23 protein-coding genes and 1 riboswitch are annotated in these 17,841 nt (G+C 64.5%); of the genes, 17 read left to right on the forward strand and 6 right to left on the reverse strand.

Translation table 11 applies throughout. The features are described from left to right. Window positions 1-40 precede the first annotated feature (40 nt). From E2I15_RS36425 to E2I15_RS36435, 3 genes are all read left to right on the forward strand, one after another. Entirely contained in the window at window positions 41-1,702 is a 1,662-nt protein-coding gene (locus E2I15_RS36425) for a CHASE domain-containing protein (protein ID WP_137476662.1), read from the forward strand. 176 nt (window positions 1,703-1,878) lie between these two features. After that, the gene (locus E2I15_RS36430; protein WP_137476663.1) at window positions 1,879-2,907 is read left to right on the forward strand and encodes a cytochrome-c peroxidase; all 1,029 of its coding nucleotides are present in this window, start codon (window positions 1,879-1,881) and stop codon (window positions 2,905-2,907) included. A 502-nt stretch (window positions 2,908-3,409) separates the two neighbouring features. Next, complete coding sequence (locus E2I15_RS36435; protein ID WP_137476664.1) at window positions 3,410-4,393, forward strand: hypothetical protein; 984 nt, start codon at window positions 3,410-3,412, stop codon at window positions 4,391-4,393. A gap of 20 nt (window positions 4,394-4,413) precedes the next feature. Here the strand turns inward: E2I15_RS36435 and E2I15_RS36440 are convergent, their stop codons facing one another. Next, window positions 4,414-4,779: a methylamine utilization protein gene (locus tag E2I15_RS36440; protein WP_137476665.1), complete on the reverse strand. Its 366-nt coding sequence runs from the start codon at window positions 4,777-4,779 to the stop codon at window positions 4,414-4,416. A gap of 217 nt (window positions 4,780-4,996) precedes the next feature. On the opposite strand from E2I15_RS36440, the gene E2I15_RS36445 reads away from it, so the two are divergent. After that, a complete protein-coding gene (locus tag E2I15_RS36445) occupies window positions 4,997-7,906 on the forward strand; it encodes an EAL domain-containing protein (protein ID WP_137476666.1) in 2,910 nt (969 codons plus the stop codon). Window positions 7,907-7,993: 87 nt separating this feature from the next. Here the strand turns inward: E2I15_RS36445 and E2I15_RS36450 are convergent, their stop codons facing one another. Beyond that, window positions 7,994-8,542, reverse strand: coding sequence for a sigma-70 family RNA polymerase sigma factor (locus E2I15_RS36450; protein WP_016847265.1), 549 nt, complete (start codon window positions 8,540-8,542; stop codon window positions 7,994-7,996). Continuing rightward, a complete protein-coding gene (locus E2I15_RS36455; protein ID WP_018269610.1) occupies window positions 8,542-8,745 on the reverse strand; it encodes a NepR family anti-sigma factor in 204 nt (67 codons plus the stop codon). The genes E2I15_RS36450 and E2I15_RS36455 overlap by 1 nt, the downstream gene beginning before the upstream one ends. A 269-nt stretch (window positions 8,746-9,014) precedes the next feature. Between E2I15_RS36455 and E2I15_RS36460 the strand changes: the two genes are divergently transcribed. Beyond that, window positions 9,015-9,827, forward strand: a complete 813-nt coding sequence (locus E2I15_RS36460; RefSeq protein ID WP_016847263.1) for a response regulator — start codon at window positions 9,015-9,017, stop codon at window positions 9,825-9,827. A gap of 84 nt (window positions 9,828-9,911) precedes the next feature. Here E2I15_RS36460 and E2I15_RS36465 read toward each other — a convergent pair whose 3' ends face one another. Beyond that, a complete protein-coding gene (locus E2I15_RS36465) occupies window positions 9,912-11,135 on the reverse strand; it encodes a cytochrome P450 (protein WP_137476667.1) in 1,224 nt (407 codons plus the stop codon). 116 nt (window positions 11,136-11,251) lie between these two features. Here E2I15_RS36465 and E2I15_RS36470 point away from each other — a divergent pair, with 116 nt between their 5' ends. From E2I15_RS36470 to E2I15_RS36480, 3 genes are all read left to right on the forward strand, one after another. Continuing rightward, window positions 11,252-11,974: a TetR/AcrR family transcriptional regulator gene (locus E2I15_RS36470; protein WP_246667920.1), complete on the forward strand. Its 723-nt coding sequence runs from the start codon at window positions 11,252-11,254 to the stop codon at window positions 11,972-11,974. A 124-nt stretch (window positions 11,975-12,098) separates the two neighbouring features. Further along, entirely contained in the window at window positions 12,099-12,980 is an 882-nt protein-coding gene (locus E2I15_RS36475; protein ID WP_137476669.1) for a DMT family transporter, read from the forward strand. 58 nt (window positions 12,981-13,038) lie between these two features. Next, complete coding sequence (locus E2I15_RS36480) at window positions 13,039-13,179, forward strand: hypothetical protein (RefSeq protein ID WP_155262762.1); 141 nt, start codon at window positions 13,039-13,041, stop codon at window positions 13,177-13,179. A 26-nt stretch (window positions 13,180-13,205) separates the two neighbouring features. On the opposite strand, the gene E2I15_RS36485 is transcribed toward E2I15_RS36480, so the two are convergent. After that, window positions 13,206-13,448: a hypothetical protein gene (locus E2I15_RS36485; protein WP_137476670.1), complete on the reverse strand. Its 243-nt coding sequence runs from the start codon at window positions 13,446-13,448 to the stop codon at window positions 13,206-13,208. Window positions 13,449-13,626: 178 nt separating this feature from the next. Between E2I15_RS36485 and E2I15_RS38945 the strand changes: the two genes are divergently transcribed. The 4 genes from E2I15_RS38945 to crcB all read left to right on the forward strand — a co-directional run bounded on the left by E2I15_RS38945 (window position 13,627) and on the right by crcB (window position 14,710). Then, on the forward strand, window positions 13,627-13,803 hold the full coding sequence (locus E2I15_RS38945; RefSeq protein ID WP_170991388.1) for a hypothetical protein: 177 nt from the start codon (window positions 13,627-13,629) through the stop codon (window positions 13,801-13,803). A gap of 37 nt (window positions 13,804-13,840) precedes the next feature. Then, window positions 13,841-13,963, forward strand: coding sequence for a hypothetical protein (locus tag E2I15_RS39620; protein WP_276486339.1), 123 nt, complete (start codon window positions 13,841-13,843; stop codon window positions 13,961-13,963). 60 nt (window positions 13,964-14,023) lie between these two features. Further along, window positions 14,024-14,085: riboswitch (Fluoride riboswitch) on the forward strand. Between the two features lie 68 nt (window positions 14,086-14,153). Next, window positions 14,154-14,327: a hypothetical protein gene (locus E2I15_RS36490; RefSeq protein WP_155262763.1), complete on the forward strand. Its 174-nt coding sequence runs from the start codon at window positions 14,154-14,156 to the stop codon at window positions 14,325-14,327. After that, complete coding sequence (gene crcB, locus E2I15_RS36495) at window positions 14,324-14,710, forward strand: fluoride efflux transporter CrcB (RefSeq protein WP_246667899.1); 387 nt, start codon at window positions 14,324-14,326, stop codon at window positions 14,708-14,710. Before E2I15_RS36490 ends, crcB begins: the two co-directional genes overlap by 4 nt. Here the strand turns inward: crcB and E2I15_RS36500 are convergent. Further along, entirely contained in the window at window positions 14,707-14,961 is a 255-nt protein-coding gene (locus E2I15_RS36500; RefSeq protein WP_137476671.1) for a hypothetical protein, read from the reverse strand. The two genes, crcB and E2I15_RS36500, sit on opposite strands and share 4 nt — an antisense overlap. A 196-nt stretch (window positions 14,962-15,157) precedes the next feature. Here E2I15_RS36500 and E2I15_RS36505 point away from each other — a divergent pair, with 196 nt between their 5' ends. The 5 genes from E2I15_RS36505 to E2I15_RS38955 all read left to right on the forward strand — a co-directional run bounded on the left by E2I15_RS36505 (window position 15,158) and on the right by E2I15_RS38955 (window position 17,776). Further along, complete coding sequence (locus tag E2I15_RS36505; protein ID WP_016844392.1) at window positions 15,158-15,379, forward strand: hypothetical protein; 222 nt, start codon at window positions 15,158-15,160, stop codon at window positions 15,377-15,379. A gap of 172 nt (window positions 15,380-15,551) precedes the next feature. Continuing rightward, on the forward strand, window positions 15,552-16,232 hold the full coding sequence (locus E2I15_RS36510; protein WP_137476672.1) for a transglutaminase-like domain-containing protein: 681 nt from the start codon (window positions 15,552-15,554) through the stop codon (window positions 16,230-16,232). Between the two features lie 43 nt (window positions 16,233-16,275). Next, entirely contained in the window at window positions 16,276-17,202 is a 927-nt protein-coding gene (locus E2I15_RS36515; protein ID WP_137476673.1) for a DMT family transporter, read from the forward strand. 83 nt (window positions 17,203-17,285) lie between these two features. Then, complete coding sequence (locus tag E2I15_RS36520) at window positions 17,286-17,468, forward strand: hypothetical protein (RefSeq protein ID WP_016842983.1); 183 nt, start codon at window positions 17,286-17,288, stop codon at window positions 17,466-17,468. Window positions 17,469-17,602: 134 nt separating this feature from the next. Next, window positions 17,603-17,776: a hypothetical protein gene (locus E2I15_RS38955; protein WP_170991390.1), complete on the forward strand. Its 174-nt coding sequence runs from the start codon at window positions 17,603-17,605 to the stop codon at window positions 17,774-17,776. Window positions 17,777-17,841 lie beyond the last annotated feature (65 nt).

Genomic DNA, 17,841 nt, shown 5'->3' on the forward strand with positions numbered 1-17,841 from the left:
TCCGTCCCCTTTCGCGACCCCCTGATTGCCGAGTAAGCGTGTGGTTCGACTGGGCTTCATCGTTGCCTTGATTGCGCTGATCGGAGTTCTGCTCTCCGGTCTTGCCGCCTATCGGGTGCACGATCAGGAGCTCGCGATCGACGGCATCGCGCTGGCGCGTGCGATCGACGTCCACGCCAGCCTGGTGCAGGACCGCCTGACCGAGCGCGAGCTGCTGGCGCGGGTGGCCTCGGGGCTGTTCCGGGCGCCGTCGATGGTGAAGGCCAACATGCTGCAGCCGCTGCGCTCGGCGATCTACGCCTTCAAGACCGATTTCGTCGTCGCCGCCTGGATCGCGCGGCTCAAGCCGGACGAGCTCGCCGCGGCGGAGGCCGAGCTGAAGGCCAACGGCTTCACCAATCCGACCATCCGGGATTTCGACGACCAGGCGCTTGACCTCAAGGCGCTCGACAAGCCGATCAATGTGCTGATGGACGTCGAGCCGCGCAATCCGGAGACCCTGAGCATTCCGGGCCGCGCCTTCGACCGCCACTCGGTGGTGGGCCCGATGCTGGCGCGGGCGATGGCCAACGCCAAGCCGGTGGCCTCCGACCCGGTGCCGCTGTTGCGGCAGAACGGCCCGGTCGGGGTCGTGCTCGCCGCGCCGGTGTTCCAGGAGGGCGCATCCGAGCCGGCCGGCTTCATCACCTTCTCCTATGAGTTGTCGTCGCTGATGCTGACCAACGACGACAGCTCGCTGTTCGCGGTGGCGCTGAAGGATCCGCGCGATTCAAATGACGAGTTCACCGCCAACGAGCAGGGCATCGTCACCTCGCGCGCGGTGCGCCAGGACGGCCCGGTGCCGTCGATGGTGCGCACGGTGACGTTCGGCGGCCGTGACTGGTCGCTCGACTATTACGCCAAGAGCAACGCCACGGTGCGTGCGCAGCAGACCGCGACCATCGTCGCGGCGATCGGCCTCGCGCTGACCGGCATCGTCTGCGGCCTGTTCGGCTATGTCGCCTACAACAATTTGCGCCTCAGCCGCGAGATCGAGGTCCGCATCGGCTTCGAGCGACGGTTGACCGCCGTGATCGACGAGCTCAACCATCGCGTCAAGAACATCCTCGCGGTGATCCAGTCGATCGTGACCCGCACGCTGCGGCATGGCGCCGATATCGACGTCGCGCGCGAGCTCCTGATCGGGCGCATCCACGCGATGTCGAACGTCGTCACGCTGCTCAGCGAGAGCCAGTGGCAGGGCGTCAAGCTGAAGGGCCTGTTCGAATCGCGCTCGATCCCGCATGCCGACCGGATCGCGGTGAACGGTCCCGACATCACCGTCAGCGCCCGCGCCGCGCAATCGCTGTCGCTGCTGTTCTTCGAGCTCGCCTCGCATTCCGACGAAGGGCTGTCGCTGGTCGGCAAGCACCCCCACATCGTCGCCAATTGGGAGGTCGTCGGCGAGGATGTCGACCTGGTCTTCCATTTCCGCTGGGAGGAGTTCAATACCAGCCAGGCGACGCGGCGGGCCGACAGCGACTTCGGCCTGATCCTGCTCGACCGTGTCGCGCCCGAGGCGCTCGGCGGCACTGCGAAGCGCTACTTCACCGACGTCTCCTATGTCTATGAACTGACCGCGCCGATGGACACCGTCGTCGACATGACCGAGCGCGACCGCACCGAACAGTTCTCCGCGCCGCTGCGCCCGGTGAAGAAGTAGCGGCTGCCTCAGGTTGTGTGATCAGGCCGCCGCGCGGATTGATCGAAATCAGGCGCGCGCAGGCCCCGCGTCATCGTGACCAATGCCCGGCATCCGTAATAGACCGCAACCGTTTGTTAAAACTTCGTTGAGCTTGCTTGGGCATATACCGAGCAGGATACCGTCTGAGGACCCCGATGAGGCTTTGGGTCAGCCTGACCTTGCTCGCGGCAGTTTTGCCGGTAGGGCTGTCGCTTGCCTTGACCCCGGCGACGGCACCTAGCGACCCTGCGACAATCCGTGCCAGGTATCGGCGGCCGGACGTCGTTCCGTTCCCGAGCAGCAATCCCTATTCGGAGGCGAAATCCACCCTTGGGCAGCTGCTGTTCTTCGATCCGCTGCTGTCGAGGTCAAAGACGCACTCCTGCGCGAGCTGCCATAGGCCGTCCCTTTCATGGGCCGACGGCCTTCCGCGTGCCATCGGTGAGGATCCCAAGGGCCTGCCGATCCGCTCGCCGACATTGATCGATGTGGCCTTCTTCGAGCCGCTGGGATGGGACGGCAAGTTCAAGGATCTGGAATCCGTTGCGTTCGGGCCGATCCTCAGTCCGGCGAACCTGAACATGACCGAGCCGGAATTGATCGCGCGACTGTCGGCGATCCCCGGCTATGTCGATGCCTTCACCCACGCGTTCGGAGACGGCGCGATCACGCGGCCGAGGATCGAGGCGTCATTGGCGACCTTCGAGCGCTCTATCATCGCAGGCGAGGCTCCGTTCGACCGTTGGATCAAGGGCGACGATACCGCCATAAGCAAGCCAGCCCAGCACGGCTTTGAGCTTTTCAACGGCAAGGCGCGTTGTTCGGCTTGCCACAGCGGCCCGTCGTTTTCCGACGGATCCTTCCAGGATATCGGTACCGCCAAGGGCCATGACATCGGCCGCGGCCGTTTCTTTCCGACCTCGGCGAAGCTGAAATATGCGTTCAAGACGCCGACATTGCGCGACGTCGCGCGCCGCGCGCCCTATATGCACGACGGATCGATGGCGACGCTGGAAGATGTCATCGAGCTCTACAACAAGGGCGGGATCGATCGGCCGAGCCGATCGCCCGACATCAAGCCGCTGTCGCTGACGGCAGGCGAGAAGAACGATCTCATCGCCTTCCTGCAAACCCTGACCTCAACGGCCCCGCCGGTGGCAGGAGTCCCCAAATTGCCGCGCTGACCTCGGCCCGACGCGGTTCAGACGAGGTTCGTTCAGGACAGGTGCGGCAGCGCTGCGCCCAGCAGGCCGAGCCCGACGATCACGAATGCGCCGGCGCAGGTCTCGAGTGTCGCTGTACGCGCAGCCGACGATCTTGTCATGTAGGCGAGGGCCGACCCCACCCCGATACTTACGACGCTCAACGCTCCGAACACTTTACCGGCCTCCCGATCCGATTTGTCCGGATTTCACTACGACAGTTGAATTGAGCTCCCGTGCCGGAATTAGCTAAAATTTGAGGGAACCGGCTGTAAATACCGCACTAAGGGACAGGCCGGGGGCTCGCCAGCCCCGATTAACCACAATGCAACCATGGGGTGTCCCGGCAGGCGCAAAACTTAAAATTTGATATAAGTTAAACAAGTCCTTAAGTGTGTGGGCGGTTGGTTCAATGTTTAGTGGATGGGCGCGAGATGCCGTCTCGGCGGTGCGCTCCTTTTTCGCCACGTGCCTTGCAGCGGTTTTGTTTTGTGTCGTCGCCGCGCGCAGTGCCGAGGCACATGTTAAATGGTTTTGTGCTTACGATGTCGCCGGTCAGCCCCGCGGACTCGAGAATGTCCTTTGCCTGGACTTCGAGCTGCTGCTCGGCGTCGCGGTCTTCTGGCTGTTTGCGGGTTGCCTGATCGAGCCCACCTCGCTGGGTGATGCCACGATCCGTGTGATGGACCGCGTCACCGAGGGACTGCGGCTGCGCACCGAATTGATGATGCGCGCCGTCTGTGCGTTCTTCTTCATCTCGATCTGGGCCGTGGGCGGCATCCTGCTGACGCCCGAGTTGAAGACGACGTCGCCGTACGTCGGCGCGTTGCAGCTTGCGATCGCTGCCGGGATGCTTTCACGACGCACGCTGCCGCTGTCGGCGGCGGGGATGGTGGTCCTGTTCGGGATCGGCGTGCGCGACTATGGTGCCTTTCACCTCGCCGATTATCCGATCTTCCTCGGTGTTGCCGCCTATCTCGCGCTCGTTGGGCTGAACAAGGATCTGTTCGGAATCCGGCCGATCGACGTGATGCGCTACGCCGCCGCGGTGACGTTGATGTGGGCCTCGGTCGAAAAATGGGCCTATCCGGAGTGGAGCTTCCCGCTGCTGATCGAGCATTCCGCGATGACGCTGGGCTTCGACAACGAGTTCTACATGCGCGCTGCCGGCATGGTGGAATTCACGCTCGCCTTTGCCTTGATCTGGACGCCGCTGATCCGGCGCTGCGCCGCCACCGTGCTGACGGGGATGTTCATCAGCGCGTGCTTCGAATTCGGCAAGATCGACACGATCGGCCATTCGGCGATCATCGCCGTCCTGCTTGCGATTGTCGCCGACAACAAGGTGTTGCCGCGCGACCGTCGTGCGCCGTGGCTTGCCCCGGTCGCGCTCTGTGCCGCGCTGTCGGTGACCTTGTTCGTCTACTATTTCGGCCACGCTGCGATCTTCAAGACGTCGGTCCTGTAGATCGCCGCCGCCTGGGGCGGCTATTTGGCGACGTGGACGGCGAGCTTCATCTTCGGATGAATGCCGCACAGCACCGTGTAGTCGCCGGGCACCGAGAAGGTGACGTCGAACTTGCTGCCCGGCTGCTGGTCGCCCGAGTCGAAACTGAACGTCTCGGTGCTCAAATAAGCGTGATGCAGCAGTTCACCGTCATCGTTAACGAATCGTAAAACCTCGCCCCGCTTGATCGAGATCTGCGCGGGTTTGAATTCACGATCCTTCTGCGAAATGACATAAGGGGCTGCGCCCAAAGCGGCTCCCGCAAGCGCTCCCGTAACGATCGCCGCCGCAAATGGCACGCGGCCGAACTGGCTTAGGCGCAAGGCGCGCAACAAGCCTGACTGCATGAGACCCCCGCTGAAGCTCGAACACCAAATATCGGCTATCCCGGGCTGCAAATGTCGCTCCCGGATTACCTGTAAGGGTGATTATCGCCAGCTGATCTTAACGATTTCAGCATGAGTTCCAGTCACTACTAAGGCAATTTTGAGCAGACAGTTATTTTCCGCAGTGCTGCGCGTTTCTGCGTAGCTTGAGTATCGAGCACTACGGCGAAACGCGGGCATGGACAGCCTATTTGGCAACCTCAAGGTAAAGAGCGGTGCGGCCTTTCGGTTCGCGGCCGGCTGCCTTTCGCGTCTTGCCCTGACCAAGGGTTCGATCCGCAGCCAGATTCTGATTTTTTGCCTTGCGATGAGCGCCGTTGCGGTTGCCCTCGGCGGATACTCCATCCTCGGCATCCGCCATGCCGGCGATCTGGTGGCCAAGACGTTCGACGAATCCCTGATGTCGATCAACTATGCACGCGCGGCCGGTGCGGATTTCGCCACGATGCGGGTCGCCTCGTCGCAACGCCTGCTGACCACGGATCCGGAGATCCGCGCCAATCTCGATGACCAGATTGAAAAGCTCGCGAAGACGCTCTCGGAAGACCTGGCGATTGCCGCCGATCGGTCGCAATCCTCGCGCGCCGCGCAAGCCGCCGCAAAGGTTCAGGAAGCCGCCGACGCCTGGATGGCGCTGCACCGACGCGCGATCGGATCGTCCACGGAGGGAAGCGCGGCGGCTGATCCGCGCGAACCGGGTGCGACGGTCGGCGATGTCGATCGCTACTCCAAGATCGTCAGCCAGCAGGTCGAGCTGCTGGTCAACTATACGGCCGGCGATGGCTTTCTGTTCCGGCAAAAGGCGCTCTCGACGATCAAGCGGGACCTGCAGCTCAACGTGGCCGGGCTGACCGTCGCGCTGTTTCTGTCGGCCCTGTTTTCCTGGCTGCTGGCGCGCCGCATCATCGGACCGGTCGCGATCGCATCGCGGGCCGCGCGAAGCATCGCCGGCGGCGACCTCGACGCGACCATCCCGAAGGGCGGTACCGACGAGCTGGGCACGCTTCTGACAGCCATGGAAACGATGCGCGACAACATCCGGCGGATGGTCAATCAAGAGGTATCGCAACGCCGCTCGGCGCAGGCACGGCTTTCCGATGCGCTTGAAACGTCGCGTGAGGGCGTCGTGCTGCTCGACGCGGATGGCCAGGTCGCGCTGGCCAACTCGCGCGCGAGTGAATTGATCCGTCTCTCGCCGCAACTTCTGCAGTCGAATCCGCTCGATGCCGCCAGCCTGGCGCCCGCCGATGGTGACATCGACGGCTTTGCGAGCGAGGCGCAGCTTTCGGATGGACGCTGGCTGCGCGTCAGCCGCAGCGAGACGCAGGAGGGCGGCGTCGTCCTCGTCTACAGCGACATCTCCGCGCTGAAGCAGCAGAAGGCCGAGCTGCATGAAACCAATCTGCGGCTCGACGCGGCGCTCACGCACATGTCGCAGGGGCTGTGCCTCTACAACAGCGAGGCGCGGCTGCAGGTCGCCAACCGCCGGTTCTGCGAGATCTTCGATATATCGCCGGAGCTTGTCATTCCCGGAATGACCATGGAGGAGGTGCTCGACCTCAGCATCGCCGCCGGCAATCACGGCGAGCGGACCGTCGCCGACCTGCTGGCGGAGCGCGAGCGGTCGATGGCCCAGCACGACGGCAACTATCTGCAGCATCTCAGCGATGGACGGATCATTGCGATCGCGCAGCGGCCGACATCGGATGGCGGCTGGCTCGTCACCTGCGAGGACGTCACCGAACAGCAACGGGCGGAATCGCAGATCGCGTTCATGGCCCGCCACGATGCGCTGACCAAGCTGCCGAACCGGACGTTGCTGGCCGAGCGGATCGAGCTGGCGGTTGCACAGGTCGGCCGCGGACTCGGCTTCGCGGTGTTCTGCCTCGATCTCGATAATTTCAAGCAGGTCAACGACACGCTCGGGCATCCGGTCGGCGACGAACTGCTGTGTGCGGTCGCGGACCGGCTCAACGCCTGCGTCCGTGAGGTCGACACCGTCGCGCGTTTGGGCGGCGACGAGTTCGCGGTCATCCAGTGTGGCGTCCAGGGCGGAGACGAGGCCGAACGCCTCGCGCGCCGCGTCGTGGAATGCGTGGGTGCGCCCTACGAGCTGAACGGGCATCGCGTCGTCGTCGGATGCAGCGTCGGCATCTCGATGTCGCCGGGCGACGGCACCACCGGCGAGAAGCTGCTGAAGAACGCCGACGTCGCCTTGTACCGCGCCAAGATGGAAGGCCGCGGCACCTGGCGCTTCTTCGAGCCTGCGATGGACGCCAGCCTGCAGCGGCGCCGGGCGCTCGAGCTCGACCTTCGCGAGGCGATGGCCAAGGACGAGTTCTCGTTGTACTACCAGCCGCTCTACGATCTTCATCTCGACCGCATCTGCGGCTTCGAGGCGCTGCTGCGGTGGCATCACCCCAAGCGCGGGCTGGTGTCGCCGGACCAGTTCATCCCGATCGCCGAAGAGATCGGCCTGATCGGCCCGCTGGGAGAATGGGTGCTCAATCGCGCCTGCGAACAGGCGACGACCTGGCCCGGCGAGATGAAGCTCGCGGTCAACGTCTCCGCGGTCCAGTTTCGTGATGCCGACTTTATCGACGTCGTTGTCAACGCGCTCGCGGCGTCAAAATTGTCGCCGCGCCGGCTGGAGCTCGAAATCACCGAGTCCGTGTTCCTCGCGAACAGCAACGAGACCCTTGCAACGCTGCACAAGCTGAAGGCGCAGGGGCTGCGCATCGCGCTGGACGACTTCGGCACCGGTTATTCGTCGCTGAGCTATCTGCGCAGCTTCCCGTTCGACAAGCTCAAGATCGACAAATCCTTCGTGCGCGACGCGACCGCAACCCATGGATCGAAGTCGATCGTCCGCGCCGTCATCAGCCTCGGCAGAAGCCTCGGCATGACCACGATCGCGGAGGGCATCGAGACCGTCGAGCAGCTGGATCATATGCGGGCCGAAGGCTGCAACGAGGCGCAGGGCTTCCTGCTCAGTCATCCGGTCCCGGTGACCGAAATCGCAGCCAAGATCCTCGAATTGAGAAACGGCTTCAAGCCGGCCTCCGTCAAGACGGCGATGGCCAGCTGACGGCGCGCTGAGCGTCACCGGGCCTTGCAGGCCAACATAAAAAGGCGGCCCGCGGGCCGCCTTTCCTGTTTATCGTCGCGGTCGCGCTCAGCCGCCATTGCCGCCGATCACGGCGCGCACGGTGTTGTCGGGACCGAAATCCTCGGCGCTGTCGACATAGAGCAGCGCGGAGAGCTTCGATCGCGCGCGGTTGACGCGGCTCTTGATGGTGCCGACCGCGCAGCCGCAGATCGCCGCGGCATCCTCGTAGGAGAAGCCGGACGCGCCGACCAAAATCAGCGCCTCGCGCTGGTCCTGCGGCAGCTTTTCGAGCGCGGCGCGGAATTCCTCGAACTCCAGATGCGCCGCCTGCGAAGGCTGGCTCTTCAGCGTCTTGGCATAATTGCCCTCGGCATCCTCCACCTCGCGCCGCCGCTTCCGGTAGTCGGAGCGAAACAGGTTGCGCAGAATGGTGAACAGCCACGCGGGGAGGTTCGAGCCGGGCTGAAACGAGTCGATATTGGCGATCGCGCGCAGCAGGGTCTCCTGCACCAGGTCGTCGGCGCGATCACCATTACCGGACAGTGAGATCGCGAACGCGCGCAGGCTCGGGACCGACGCAAGGATATCGTCGCGAAGTTCATTCGTGAGAGGCATTAGTCCCCTCCATTGTTCTTGTCGGTATCGCCCCCGGCGACCGCCGCAGCCGCTGCCTCCGGCCCGTCGAGTTTGCGGATCAGCTCCGCAAAGCGGTCGGGTACGCCCTGTCGCACCACGTCATCGTACATGGCGCGAAGCTGGTGGCCGATTCTCGATTGAATCTCGGCGTTGAGACCGCCCTGCTTCTTTACTTCCTTCATGATGTGATCCACGTTTCCCCGGGAGTTAAGTCTCTGATTTCCAAGTCGTTTCCTCGAAAAAAGAGGCTGGCCGCGTTGCCTCGTCGGTTAGGAGCTAATGCGAAGTTGCGCAGAAAGTTCCGGAATGCTGGAACTATTTCGTGGAACTTTTTCGGCTTTCGCGCGTAGTCGGGCATGCAGGGGAACCGGGGTCGTCCCAGAACTGGATTCTGTCGCCCCCAGACAACGGGTTTCAGGCCAAAGGCCTCACGAACAAGGATGGAGTGGGAATGTCCCGATCGCAGATCGTTGCCGAACACCTTCCGCTGTTGCGCCGTTATGCTCGCGCACTGACCGGAAATCAGGCGTCGGGGGACGCCTATGTCGGGGCCATGCTCGAGGCCCTGTTGCAGGATGGATCGTTGCTGGATCAGACCCACGGGCCGCGCGCCGGCCTGTTTCGGCTGTTCACCCAGATATGGAATTCGGTGTCGGTGAACAACAACGACAATGCCGACGTGGCGACGCTGTCGCTGCCGCCGGAGCGGCGGCTGTCCAACATCACGCCGCTGCCGCGCCAGGCCTTCCTGCTGCTGTCGCTGGAGGGCTTTTCGGAGGAGGAGGTCGGCTATATTCTCGGCACCGACATCGCCGAGACGCGCAAGCTGACCGATGCTGCCGGCCGCGAGATGGCCGCCGAGATCGCCACCGACGTCCTGATCATCGAGGACGAGACCTTCATCGCCATGGACCTCGAGAGCCTGGTGAAGAATCTCGGCCACAACGTCATCGGGGTCGCGCGCACGCATTCCGATGCGGTGGCGCTTGCCAAGAACAAGAAGCCCGGCCTGATCCTCGCCGACATCCAGCTCGCCGACGGCTCGTCGGGCCTCGATGCCGTCAACGAGCTGCTGCGGACCTTCGAGGTGCCGGTGGTGTTCATCACCGCCTATCCCGAGCGCTTCCTGACCGGCGAGCGGCCGGAGCCGGCGTTCCTGATCTCAAAGCCGTTCCAGCCGGCGATGGTGTCGGCGGTGGCGAGCCAGGCGCTGTTCTTCCAGCGCAACTCGCGCAACCGCACGCCGCGCGCGGCATCGGCATGAGCTGAACTTACGCAAGCGGCAAAATCCAGACCGGCGTGCCGAAAGGTACGCCGGTTTTTTTTGAGCAGACCTTCGCTAGCGACGTTACTTCGGCATCACGCGGACCGGCATTGTGCCGAGCGCCCGCAGGCCCGAGCTGTCGCGGAAGGCGGTGGGGCCTGCAATCTCGAACTGCTTGACGCGGCCGGCGAGCGCCGTGATCACGGCCTCGGCCTCCAGCCGCGCCACCATCTGCCCGACACAGCCGTGGATGCCGACGCCGAAGCCCATGTGTCCGGAGAGCCGCCGTCTGACGTCGAATTGGTCGGCGTGCTCCCAGCGCGTCTCGTCGCGGTTGGCGGAGGCGAGCAACAGCAGCACCTTCTCATGCTTGCCGATCCTGACGCCTGCGATCTCGGTGTCATGCGGCGTGGTGCGGAACACGAACGGCGCCGGTGAATCGAAGCGCAGGGTCTCGTCGAATGCCGCGCGCGACAACGACGGATCGGCAGCAAGCAGCGACCATTGCTCGGGATGGCGCGCAAGCGTGTACAGCGCCATGCCGATCGCGCTGATCGTGGTGTCGAGCCCGGCCGAGAGCAGCGAACGCACCAGCAATGGCGCTTCCTCCGCGCTGATCTCCCCAGCGTCGGCCGCCTCGTAGACCTGCGCGCCAAAACTGCCCGGGCGCAGCGCCTCGCGCTGGCAGCGCGCCGCGACCCAGGGCAGCACGCGGGGCGCCTGCTGCATCAAATCGCGGAAATAGTCGTTCTCGGGCCCGAAGCCGGCGAACACCATCGCGCCATAGGTCAGGAAGTTCTCGCGGCCCTCCTGGTCGATGCCGAGCGCGTCGGGAAACACGCTGACCGGAAACACCTCGGCGATATCCTTGATGGCGTCAAACGATCCGCGCTCGACCAGCCCGTCGACCAGCCGCATCGCCATCGCCTTGAAATCATCGGCAAGCCGCCGCATCGCGCCGGGCGAGAGGATCCGCGCCAGCACCGCGCGGGTTCGGGTGTGCAGCGGCGGATCGGCTTCCAGCACGATGCTCGGCGGCCGCCACGGCTTTTCCTTGAAGTGGTTCGCAAGTCCCGCGCCGCCGGCGTTGCTGAAATTGACATGGTCTCCGAAGATCGTCTTGACCTCGGCAAAGCGCGGCACCGCCCAGATGTCATATCTGGTCAGGCGGACGACCGGCGCCGCGGCGCGCAGCTCCGCATAGGTGCCGTAGGGATCGGCCCGCGTCGACGGGCTGAACGGATCGAAATCGCTGCGGACAATTTCGCCTGCAAGGGAGCTCGCAGGGGGACTCACATGGGTGCTCATCGGATCCTCCCATCTTGTCACAAGTTAATTGACCATAGTCAATTAACTTGCATATTGCAAGGGCGGGGGTTGCCATCGGGGCGGGTGCGCGGCATGGAGGCGCAAGGCAGATGGGGATGTTGATCGTGGAGCGAGCCAAAGGCGCACGGCGCTTTCAGCGCAGGGCGCGCCAGGAGGCCGACAAGGCGGCGCTGAAGGCGCTGATCCTCGAGACCGCGCGCAAGGAGTTCGCCGCCGGCACGCTGGAGACCGTGTCGATCCAGAAGATCGCCGACGCGATCGGCTACTCGAAGGGCACCGTCCTCAAATATTACCCGACCAAGCTGCTGCTGCTGCTCGCGGTGAAGCAGCAGAACCTCGAGGCGGTCGCCGAACGCCTCGAGCGGGTCCGCGCGGAGACGGCCGACCGCGATCTGCGGCTGCGGCGCGTGATGGAAACCTATCTCGATTACTGGGCCGACAATCCCGATCACTTCCGCTCACTGTTCTCGATGTCCGGTACGATCGAGGACCGCCGTTTTCCCGACGGCGTCTATTTCGGCGAGACCGAGATCGCGCGCCGCAGCTACGACTTGTTCGTGATCTCGGTGCGGGAATTTCTGGCGGCACATGGCGCCGAGCCGGCGCCCGGCCTGTCGCAGCGGCTCGCGACCGCGCTGCTGGCGGCGACCCACGGCGTGGTCGCGCTGACGCTCGGCACGCCGACCATGAAACTGCCCGACATGCGCGGCACCGGCCGCCTGCTCATCGCAAGCCTGATCGATGCCTGGACGGCGAGGCTTGCCGCCGCGCGGAAAAGCGACGGCTGGCCGCGGGTCACGATCGGCACCTTCGCCTGACGGCGCGGTGTCCGAAGGTCCACGCCCGGTTATTCGCGCATGCCACGCGCCCCTGCATACGCGAGGTGCCCCTCATCCGCGAAGCGATGTGGAATCCCGCGCCTTCGCCTGCTAAGCGCGGCCCATGGATACGACGCAGCGCGATAGAACGGTGGGCTTTCTCTGCCTGGTGGTGACGGCGTTCGGCTGGGCCCTGAACTGGCCGCTGATGAAGCTGTTGCTGCAGCAATGGCCGCCGCTGTTCGCCCGCGGGCTTGCCGGCACCTGCGCGGCGGTGATCCTGGGCACGCTGGCGCTGGCCCGCGGCCAGTCGCTCGCCGTGCCGCGCGAGGCGATCCCGCGGTTGCTGTTCGCTTCCTTCACCAATGTCTTTGCCTGGATGGGCTTTGGCACCATCGCAATGAAATTCGTCACGGTCGGCGAGGGCGCGCTGCTCGCCTACACGATGCCGATCTGGGCGATGCTGTTCGCCTGGCCGGTGCTGCACTGCCGCCCGACGCTGCGGGATCTTGCGGCGCTGGTGCTGGGCGTCGCCGGCGTTGCGCTGTTGCTCGGCGGCAACGGCTTTGTGTTCAGCGCCGACAAGCTGACCGGTATCGCGCTGGCGCTCGCCTGCGCCATCCTGTTCGCGCTCGGCAATGTGCTGAATCGCAAGCCGCTGCCGATGTCGCCGCTCGCGGTGGTGGCCTGGCAGGTCGGCATAGGCTGTCTCGTGATGCTCCTGCTCGGCATTCTCTTCGAGCACCCGAACTATGCCGCGATCACGCCGCTCGGCCTCGGCTGCTTTGCCTACATGACGCTGATGCCGATGGGCATCTGTTATCTCACCTGGTTCGAGACGCTGCGCCGCCTGCCGCCGACATCGGCGTCAACGGGTATGCTGCTGGTGCCGGTCATCGGCGTGGTATCGGCCGCGATCATTCTCGGTGAGCCGCTGGGCCTGCGCGAGATCGGCGCCATGGCGCTGACGCTCGGCGGCGTGACGCTGGCGCTGCAGCGGACCTGACGCAAGAGAGGGAACGGACATCGGCGCATCGCGTTCTCCCGAAAAAGGGAGCTTGGCCATGCGCAAAGCGATCGCGCGGCTTGACGCGGAGCAGAGGGCGCAACTGCTTTATCTCGCAGATCTCGGTACGGCGATGTTCGCGTCGGCCCTCGTGGTGTGCATCCTGAAGTCGATTGTGGACCTGTTCGCCGCGGGCTGAACCGCCACATCAACGCCAACGCGTCGTCAATCCTCCGGCGACGCGTCGCTCTGGGTGTGCCCATCGGGCCCCCGGTTGAACACCCCATAATCGCTCGATTTCACCCCTGCCGCCCCATCGGTGCCGACGCCGGCCAGACCGAGCTTGAGCAGTTCGCGGACCGCCGCAGCGCGGGTCGGCATGCGGTGCTTGAAGCGGAAGTCGTCGAGGGCTGCCAACTCCTCCGGCGACAGCATGACCTGAAGACGTTCAGCGCGAAGCTCATTCATCGCAAAACACCCGGACTTAGCTTGTTGAGTAACTTGCTAAACCGCCCAACTCGCGTTGGGTTCCATCGGTTGAGGCAAAGACGCTGATTTAGTAGGATTATCAAATAAAATCAAAGGCTTATGTAAAAAAAAGGGAACGATCAGGCGGCTCGTCTCGTTATGATGCTGGAGAGATGCCATGGCCAACCAAGTCAAGCTTCCCCGCAAGCTATCCGAGGAGCCGGAAGCCCCGAAACCGCGGCGCCCGAGCCACGCGAAAGTCATCGAGCAACTGGACCGCTGGGCCAACAGCCCCGGTCTTCAACCGCCAAAGGTCGATAATGCAGAGGACGATTCAAAAGCGGAAGCGATCTGAACCCCACACATTCGAGCAGCGCCTCGAGGAACATCGCGTGCGACTTGAACGCCGGCTCGCTGAATTGCCGCGCGGAGCTGAGCGCGAGCAGGTTGTCGCGCGCATCGAGCAGCTTCGGACAGCCGTCGAGCTGAACGCGATGCTGTCGACCACCAGCTAAGCCGAGAAGCGAAACGGCGGGCGCCCACTTGCTCCTGCCGCTCCGCTCCCTTACCATCGCCATGTTGATGGGGATGGAGTCCCCCCGATAACCGCCGCGAGGCTGATGACTCCTACCGGGCGCGACAGCGTCGGTAGGAGCATGCGCCACCGCCGATCCGCCGTGTCCCGCGAATGAGAAGGGACAGCACATGACGGGTCTTCCTGGTTCACTCTCAATCGCATTGTCGCTGGTCGGGTCGATCTGGCTCGTCGGTGTCGCCGCCTTGCTGGTCGACGCGTCGGGCGAGCTGGTCGCCGCGACCTTCGTGCTTGGGTTGGTGGCGGGCTTCGTCGAATGGCGAGCCGGAAAGGCGGAGCATTGAACGTTCAGTTGTTGGCGGCGGTCGCGATCGGCGGTTCGCTGGGATCGGTCGCGCGCTATCTGGTGGCGATCGGCGCGGGGCGCCTGGTCGGCACGGAATTCCCTTGGGGCACGGTGGTGATCAATATCGTGGGTTCGTTCCTGATCGGCGTTTTTGCGGAGTCGTTCGCGCTGAGCTGGAATGCCGGCCAGGTGACGCGGGTGTTTCTTACCGTCGGCATTTGCGGCGGCTTCACCACCTTCTCGACCTTCTCGCTCGACGCGATCGTGCTGATACAGCGCGGCGAGCTATGGGCGGCCGGCGCCTATATCGCAGCCTCCGTCGCGCTCTCGATTCTCTCGCTGTTCGGCGGGCTGCTGCTGGTGCGGGCGTTCACAGCCTAGTCAGTTGAACGGCGGCCGGTGCGTGGATTGAGCGGCGCGGTCGGCGGCCGTCGCAGCGCTTCGGGCAGGAACGGTTCGTCCCGCCGAGGCGAGGGGTCGGCACGCACATCGGCGGCCCATTGCGCGCGTTCATGCGGCGTCTGGTTGTCGTCGAAGGTTCGCTTCACATCGACCCCGCCGACGGGATCGTTGACGCCGTTCCGGCTGGCGGGACGGTCGACGCCGCTGTGGATGTCACTGGAGTTGCCCATCGCGGCCTCCGTGCTCGGTTGATCAAGGTTCGATCTGGATGAACGTGGCCCGCGCAGGCGCCGTTCCAAACAAGCGCCGTTCCAAAAAAGTGAAGGGCCCGAGGTGCCGTCTGCCGCCCGGAATCCTTGGCGCGTCCGGGGCCAGCCGGTAGGATGGAACCCGGATGGTAGCCAGGGACCAAGGGAAAGACCGGGAATGAAGCACGTCGACGTCGCGGTGATTGCTGCCACGCTGTGGCTGCTGGCGTCGATGGTGCTGGACATCGTGACGCCGAAGTCGATCACCGCGCTGATGATCGCCGCCGCGCTCGCGCCGCCGTTCCTGATCGGGATCGGCATCCATTTCGCACGCCAATATTTCAAGGCGAAGCGGCGCAGCTACCCGTCACCGCGGTTGGACGAACACTTCGAGAACTAGCGCGTTTTCGAGCGAAGTGGGCACCGGTTCGCGTGAAGAAAACGCGTCAAAACCAAAATCAAGAGACCCCGTTCCGATCCAATTGGAACGGACGAGGCTCTGGCGGGGCAGGGCTGCGGGAGGGCCGCACCTGCTGCATTGAACTGCGCAGATGGCTTGCTAAACTTATGCCATGACCGAGCATCTTCCCGATACGATCAGCCGCCTCTACACCGACCCTGGCGAATATGTCGACAGCGACCATCCCGCCGTCGAGGCGTTCGCCCGCGCCGCCGTTCCGTCTGACGCCAGCGCGCGCGACAAGGCGCGCCGGCTCTATACCGCAGTGCGGGACGGCATCCGCTACAACCCCTATGTCAGCATGCGCACGCCCGAGAGCTACCGGGCCTCGAGCGTGCTCGCCGCCGGCAACGGCTACTGCGTCGGCAAGGCGGCGCTCTATGCCGCGGCCTGCCGGGTCCACGGCATCCCGGCGCGTGTCGGCTTCGCCGACGTGCGCAACCATCTCACCACCGAGAAGCTGCGCCAGAGCATGGGCTCGGACCTGTTCACCTGGCACGGCTTCACCGAAGTGTTCGTCGACGGCGCCTGGCGCAAGGCGACCCCGACCTTCAACGACACGCTGTGCGCCAAGCTCGGCGTCAAGCCGCTCGATTTCGACGGCCACGCCGACGCGCTGCTGCATCCCTTCGACGGCGAAGGGCGCGCCTACATGCAGTATGTCAACGATCACGGCAGCTATCACGACGTCCCCGCCAAATTCCTGATGCGCGAGATGGCGCGCGAATACGCCAACATGCAGGGCGAGGATCTCGCCGGCCGCGACATGGAGCGCGAGGCGGCCGAGCAATAGCGGACGTGTGAGCCGATCGCGCGCCGGCTGAGGGGGCGGTGTCATGGATGCGGAGCCGCCGAAAGCGCAGGTCAGCCGCCCCGCCAAAGGCTGGGAGGACGCGGTCGCGCTCACCGGATTCATCCTGGTCGCGGTCGGGCAGGCCTCCAACCAGGTTCTGGCGCGCGGGCTTGCCGGCTCGGTGCCGCCGTTTTCGCTGGCCTTCTTCCGCTGGAGCATCATCGCCATCGGCCTCGCGCCGTTTGCGATCGCAGCGATCCGCGACGGCAAGATCCCGCTGGCGCAGAACCTCTGGCCGATCCTCGCCGCCGGGTTCCTCGGCATGTTCCTGTGCGGCGCCCCGGTCTACATCGCCGGCATCACGACCACGGCGATCCACATCGCGCTGATCTTCGCGCTGTCGCCGATCATGGTGCTGCTGATCTCGGCGGCGCTCGGCATCGAGCATATCGGTCCGCTGCAATGGCTCGGCACGGCGCTGGCGCTCGGCGGCGCGCTCCTGATCGTCTCGGGCGGTCATCTGGAAACGCTGACGCAATCGAGCGCAGCCTGGGGCGATCTCCTCGTGGTGTGCGCGATGCTCGGCTGGTCCGGCTACACGCTGCTGCAGTCGCGCGTCGCGCCGCGCGCCTCGCTGCTGGCGCGGGTCAGCCTGTTCTCGGCGGCCGGCGCGCTGTGCTCGCTGCCGCCGGCGCTGCAGGAAATGTGGGCTGCGCCGGCGGAGGTGTTCAACACCCGGGCGTTCGAGGCCTACGTCTTCGCCGGCCTCGTGCCCGGCCTGATCGCCTATGCGGGCTTCGCCTGGCTCGGCGCGAGATTCGGCTCGGTGCGGAGCTCGCTGGTGCTCTACGTCGCACCGGTCGCAAGTGCGCTGCTGTCCTGGATCATCCTCGGCGAGCCGCCGAAGCTGATCCATTTGGTTGGCGGTCTTTTGATCCTCGGCGGCGTCTGGGCGAGCCTGCGCAAATAGACCCAGTTCCTTCCCAAGGTGCAACCTTTTCCGGCCTCGTGCGTTGAATCCAGCGTTGATTCAAGAGCTTAGTCGGAGGTCGTATGAATCTTACTCCCCAGCAGCGCAAGGACCGTGATGCGCAGCGTCAGCAAGACGCATCGCAGGCGATGAAGGAGCATCGCGCCAACGAGAAGGCGTTCTACGACAACTTCCAGCGCCTCAAGGCCGAGCGGCAGGCGCGCGAAGCCGCGGAGTCACGGAAGGCACAATCCGCTTCGAAATAAGCGCCAGGAGCCACACCAACCATCCGGACGGCCCGGATCTGACCGAACGAGAAGGAGCGGAAGCGAGGGGCGAGCACGGCGCAAACGAGCTCGCCCCGACGACGAGAAATCTCCAAGTTTATGGAGAATGTCAGATGTACTTTGCCGATCAGAAAACGATCACCTGCAAATGCGGTGAGCCCTTGAGCGAATTGATGCTCGTCGACGACCAGACCACCGGAATCAAGTTTCACGTCGGCCGTTGCCCGTCATGCCGTGAAGTGACGGTAGTTCGATCCCAGGACATACCATCGAACGACAATGCCTGACGTGGACGGTCAGGACCGGGCTTTTGGCTTCAGGTTTTCGATTGCGACCGGTGAGCGACAGGCCG

Source organism: Bradyrhizobium sp. BR2003, from assembly GCF_009720285.1.
Classification (GTDB): domain Bacteria; phylum Pseudomonadota; class Alphaproteobacteria; order Rhizobiales; family Xanthobacteraceae; genus Bradyrhizobium; species Bradyrhizobium elkanii.

What these genes read in the sequence shown, in the direction of transcription:
- E2I15_RS36430 (WP_137476663.1), top strand. Translation starts at nt 1,879, where the DNA reads ATGAGGCTTTGGGTCAGCCTGACCTTGCTCGCGGCAGTTTTGCCGGTA.
- E2I15_RS36440 (WP_137476665.1), bottom strand. Translation starts at nt 4,779, where the DNA reads ATGCAGTCAGGCTTGTTGCGCGCCTTGCGCCTAAGCCAGTTCGGCCGC.
- E2I15_RS36445 (WP_137476666.1), top strand. Translation starts at nt 4,997, where the DNA reads ATGGACAGCCTATTTGGCAACCTCAAGGTAAAGAGCGGTGCGGCCTTT.
- E2I15_RS36450 (WP_016847265.1), bottom strand. Translation starts at nt 8,542, where the DNA reads ATGCCTCTCACGAATGAACTTCGCGACGATATCCTTGCGTCGGTCCCG.
- E2I15_RS36455 (WP_018269610.1), bottom strand. Translation starts at nt 8,745, where the DNA reads ATGAAGGAAGTAAAGAAGCAGGGCGGTCTCAACGCCGAGATTCAATCG.
- E2I15_RS36460 (WP_016847263.1), top strand. Translation starts at nt 9,015, where the DNA reads ATGTCCCGATCGCAGATCGTTGCCGAACACCTTCCGCTGTTGCGCCGT.
- E2I15_RS36465 (WP_137476667.1), bottom strand. Translation starts at nt 11,135, where the DNA reads ATGAGCACCCATGTGAGTCCCCCTGCGAGCTCCCTTGCAGGCGAAATT.
- E2I15_RS36470 (WP_246667920.1), top strand. Translation starts at nt 11,252, where the DNA reads ATGTTGATCGTGGAGCGAGCCAAAGGCGCACGGCGCTTTCAGCGCAGG.
- E2I15_RS36475 (WP_137476669.1), top strand. Translation starts at nt 12,099, where the DNA reads ATGGATACGACGCAGCGCGATAGAACGGTGGGCTTTCTCTGCCTGGTG.
- E2I15_RS36480 (WP_155262762.1), top strand. Translation starts at nt 13,039, where the DNA reads ATGCGCAAAGCGATCGCGCGGCTTGACGCGGAGCAGAGGGCGCAACTG.
- E2I15_RS36485 (WP_137476670.1), bottom strand. Translation starts at nt 13,448, where the DNA reads ATGAATGAGCTTCGCGCTGAACGTCTTCAGGTCATGCTGTCGCCGGAG.
- E2I15_RS38945 (WP_170991388.1), top strand. Translation starts at nt 13,627, where the DNA reads ATGGCCAACCAAGTCAAGCTTCCCCGCAAGCTATCCGAGGAGCCGGAA.
- E2I15_RS36490 (WP_155262763.1), top strand. Translation starts at nt 14,154, where the DNA reads ATGACGGGTCTTCCTGGTTCACTCTCAATCGCATTGTCGCTGGTCGGG.
- E2I15_RS36500 (WP_137476671.1), bottom strand. Translation starts at nt 14,961, where the DNA reads ATGGGCAACTCCAGTGACATCCACAGCGGCGTCGACCGTCCCGCCAGC.
- E2I15_RS36505 (WP_016844392.1), top strand. Translation starts at nt 15,158, where the DNA reads ATGAAGCACGTCGACGTCGCGGTGATTGCTGCCACGCTGTGGCTGCTG.
- E2I15_RS36510 (WP_137476672.1), top strand. Translation starts at nt 15,552, where the DNA reads ATGACCGAGCATCTTCCCGATACGATCAGCCGCCTCTACACCGACCCT.
- E2I15_RS36515 (WP_137476673.1), top strand. Translation starts at nt 16,276, where the DNA reads ATGGATGCGGAGCCGCCGAAAGCGCAGGTCAGCCGCCCCGCCAAAGGC.
- E2I15_RS36520 (WP_016842983.1), top strand. Translation starts at nt 17,286, where the DNA reads ATGAATCTTACTCCCCAGCAGCGCAAGGACCGTGATGCGCAGCGTCAG.
- E2I15_RS38955 (WP_170991390.1), top strand. Translation starts at nt 17,603, where the DNA reads ATGTACTTTGCCGATCAGAAAACGATCACCTGCAAATGCGGTGAGCCC.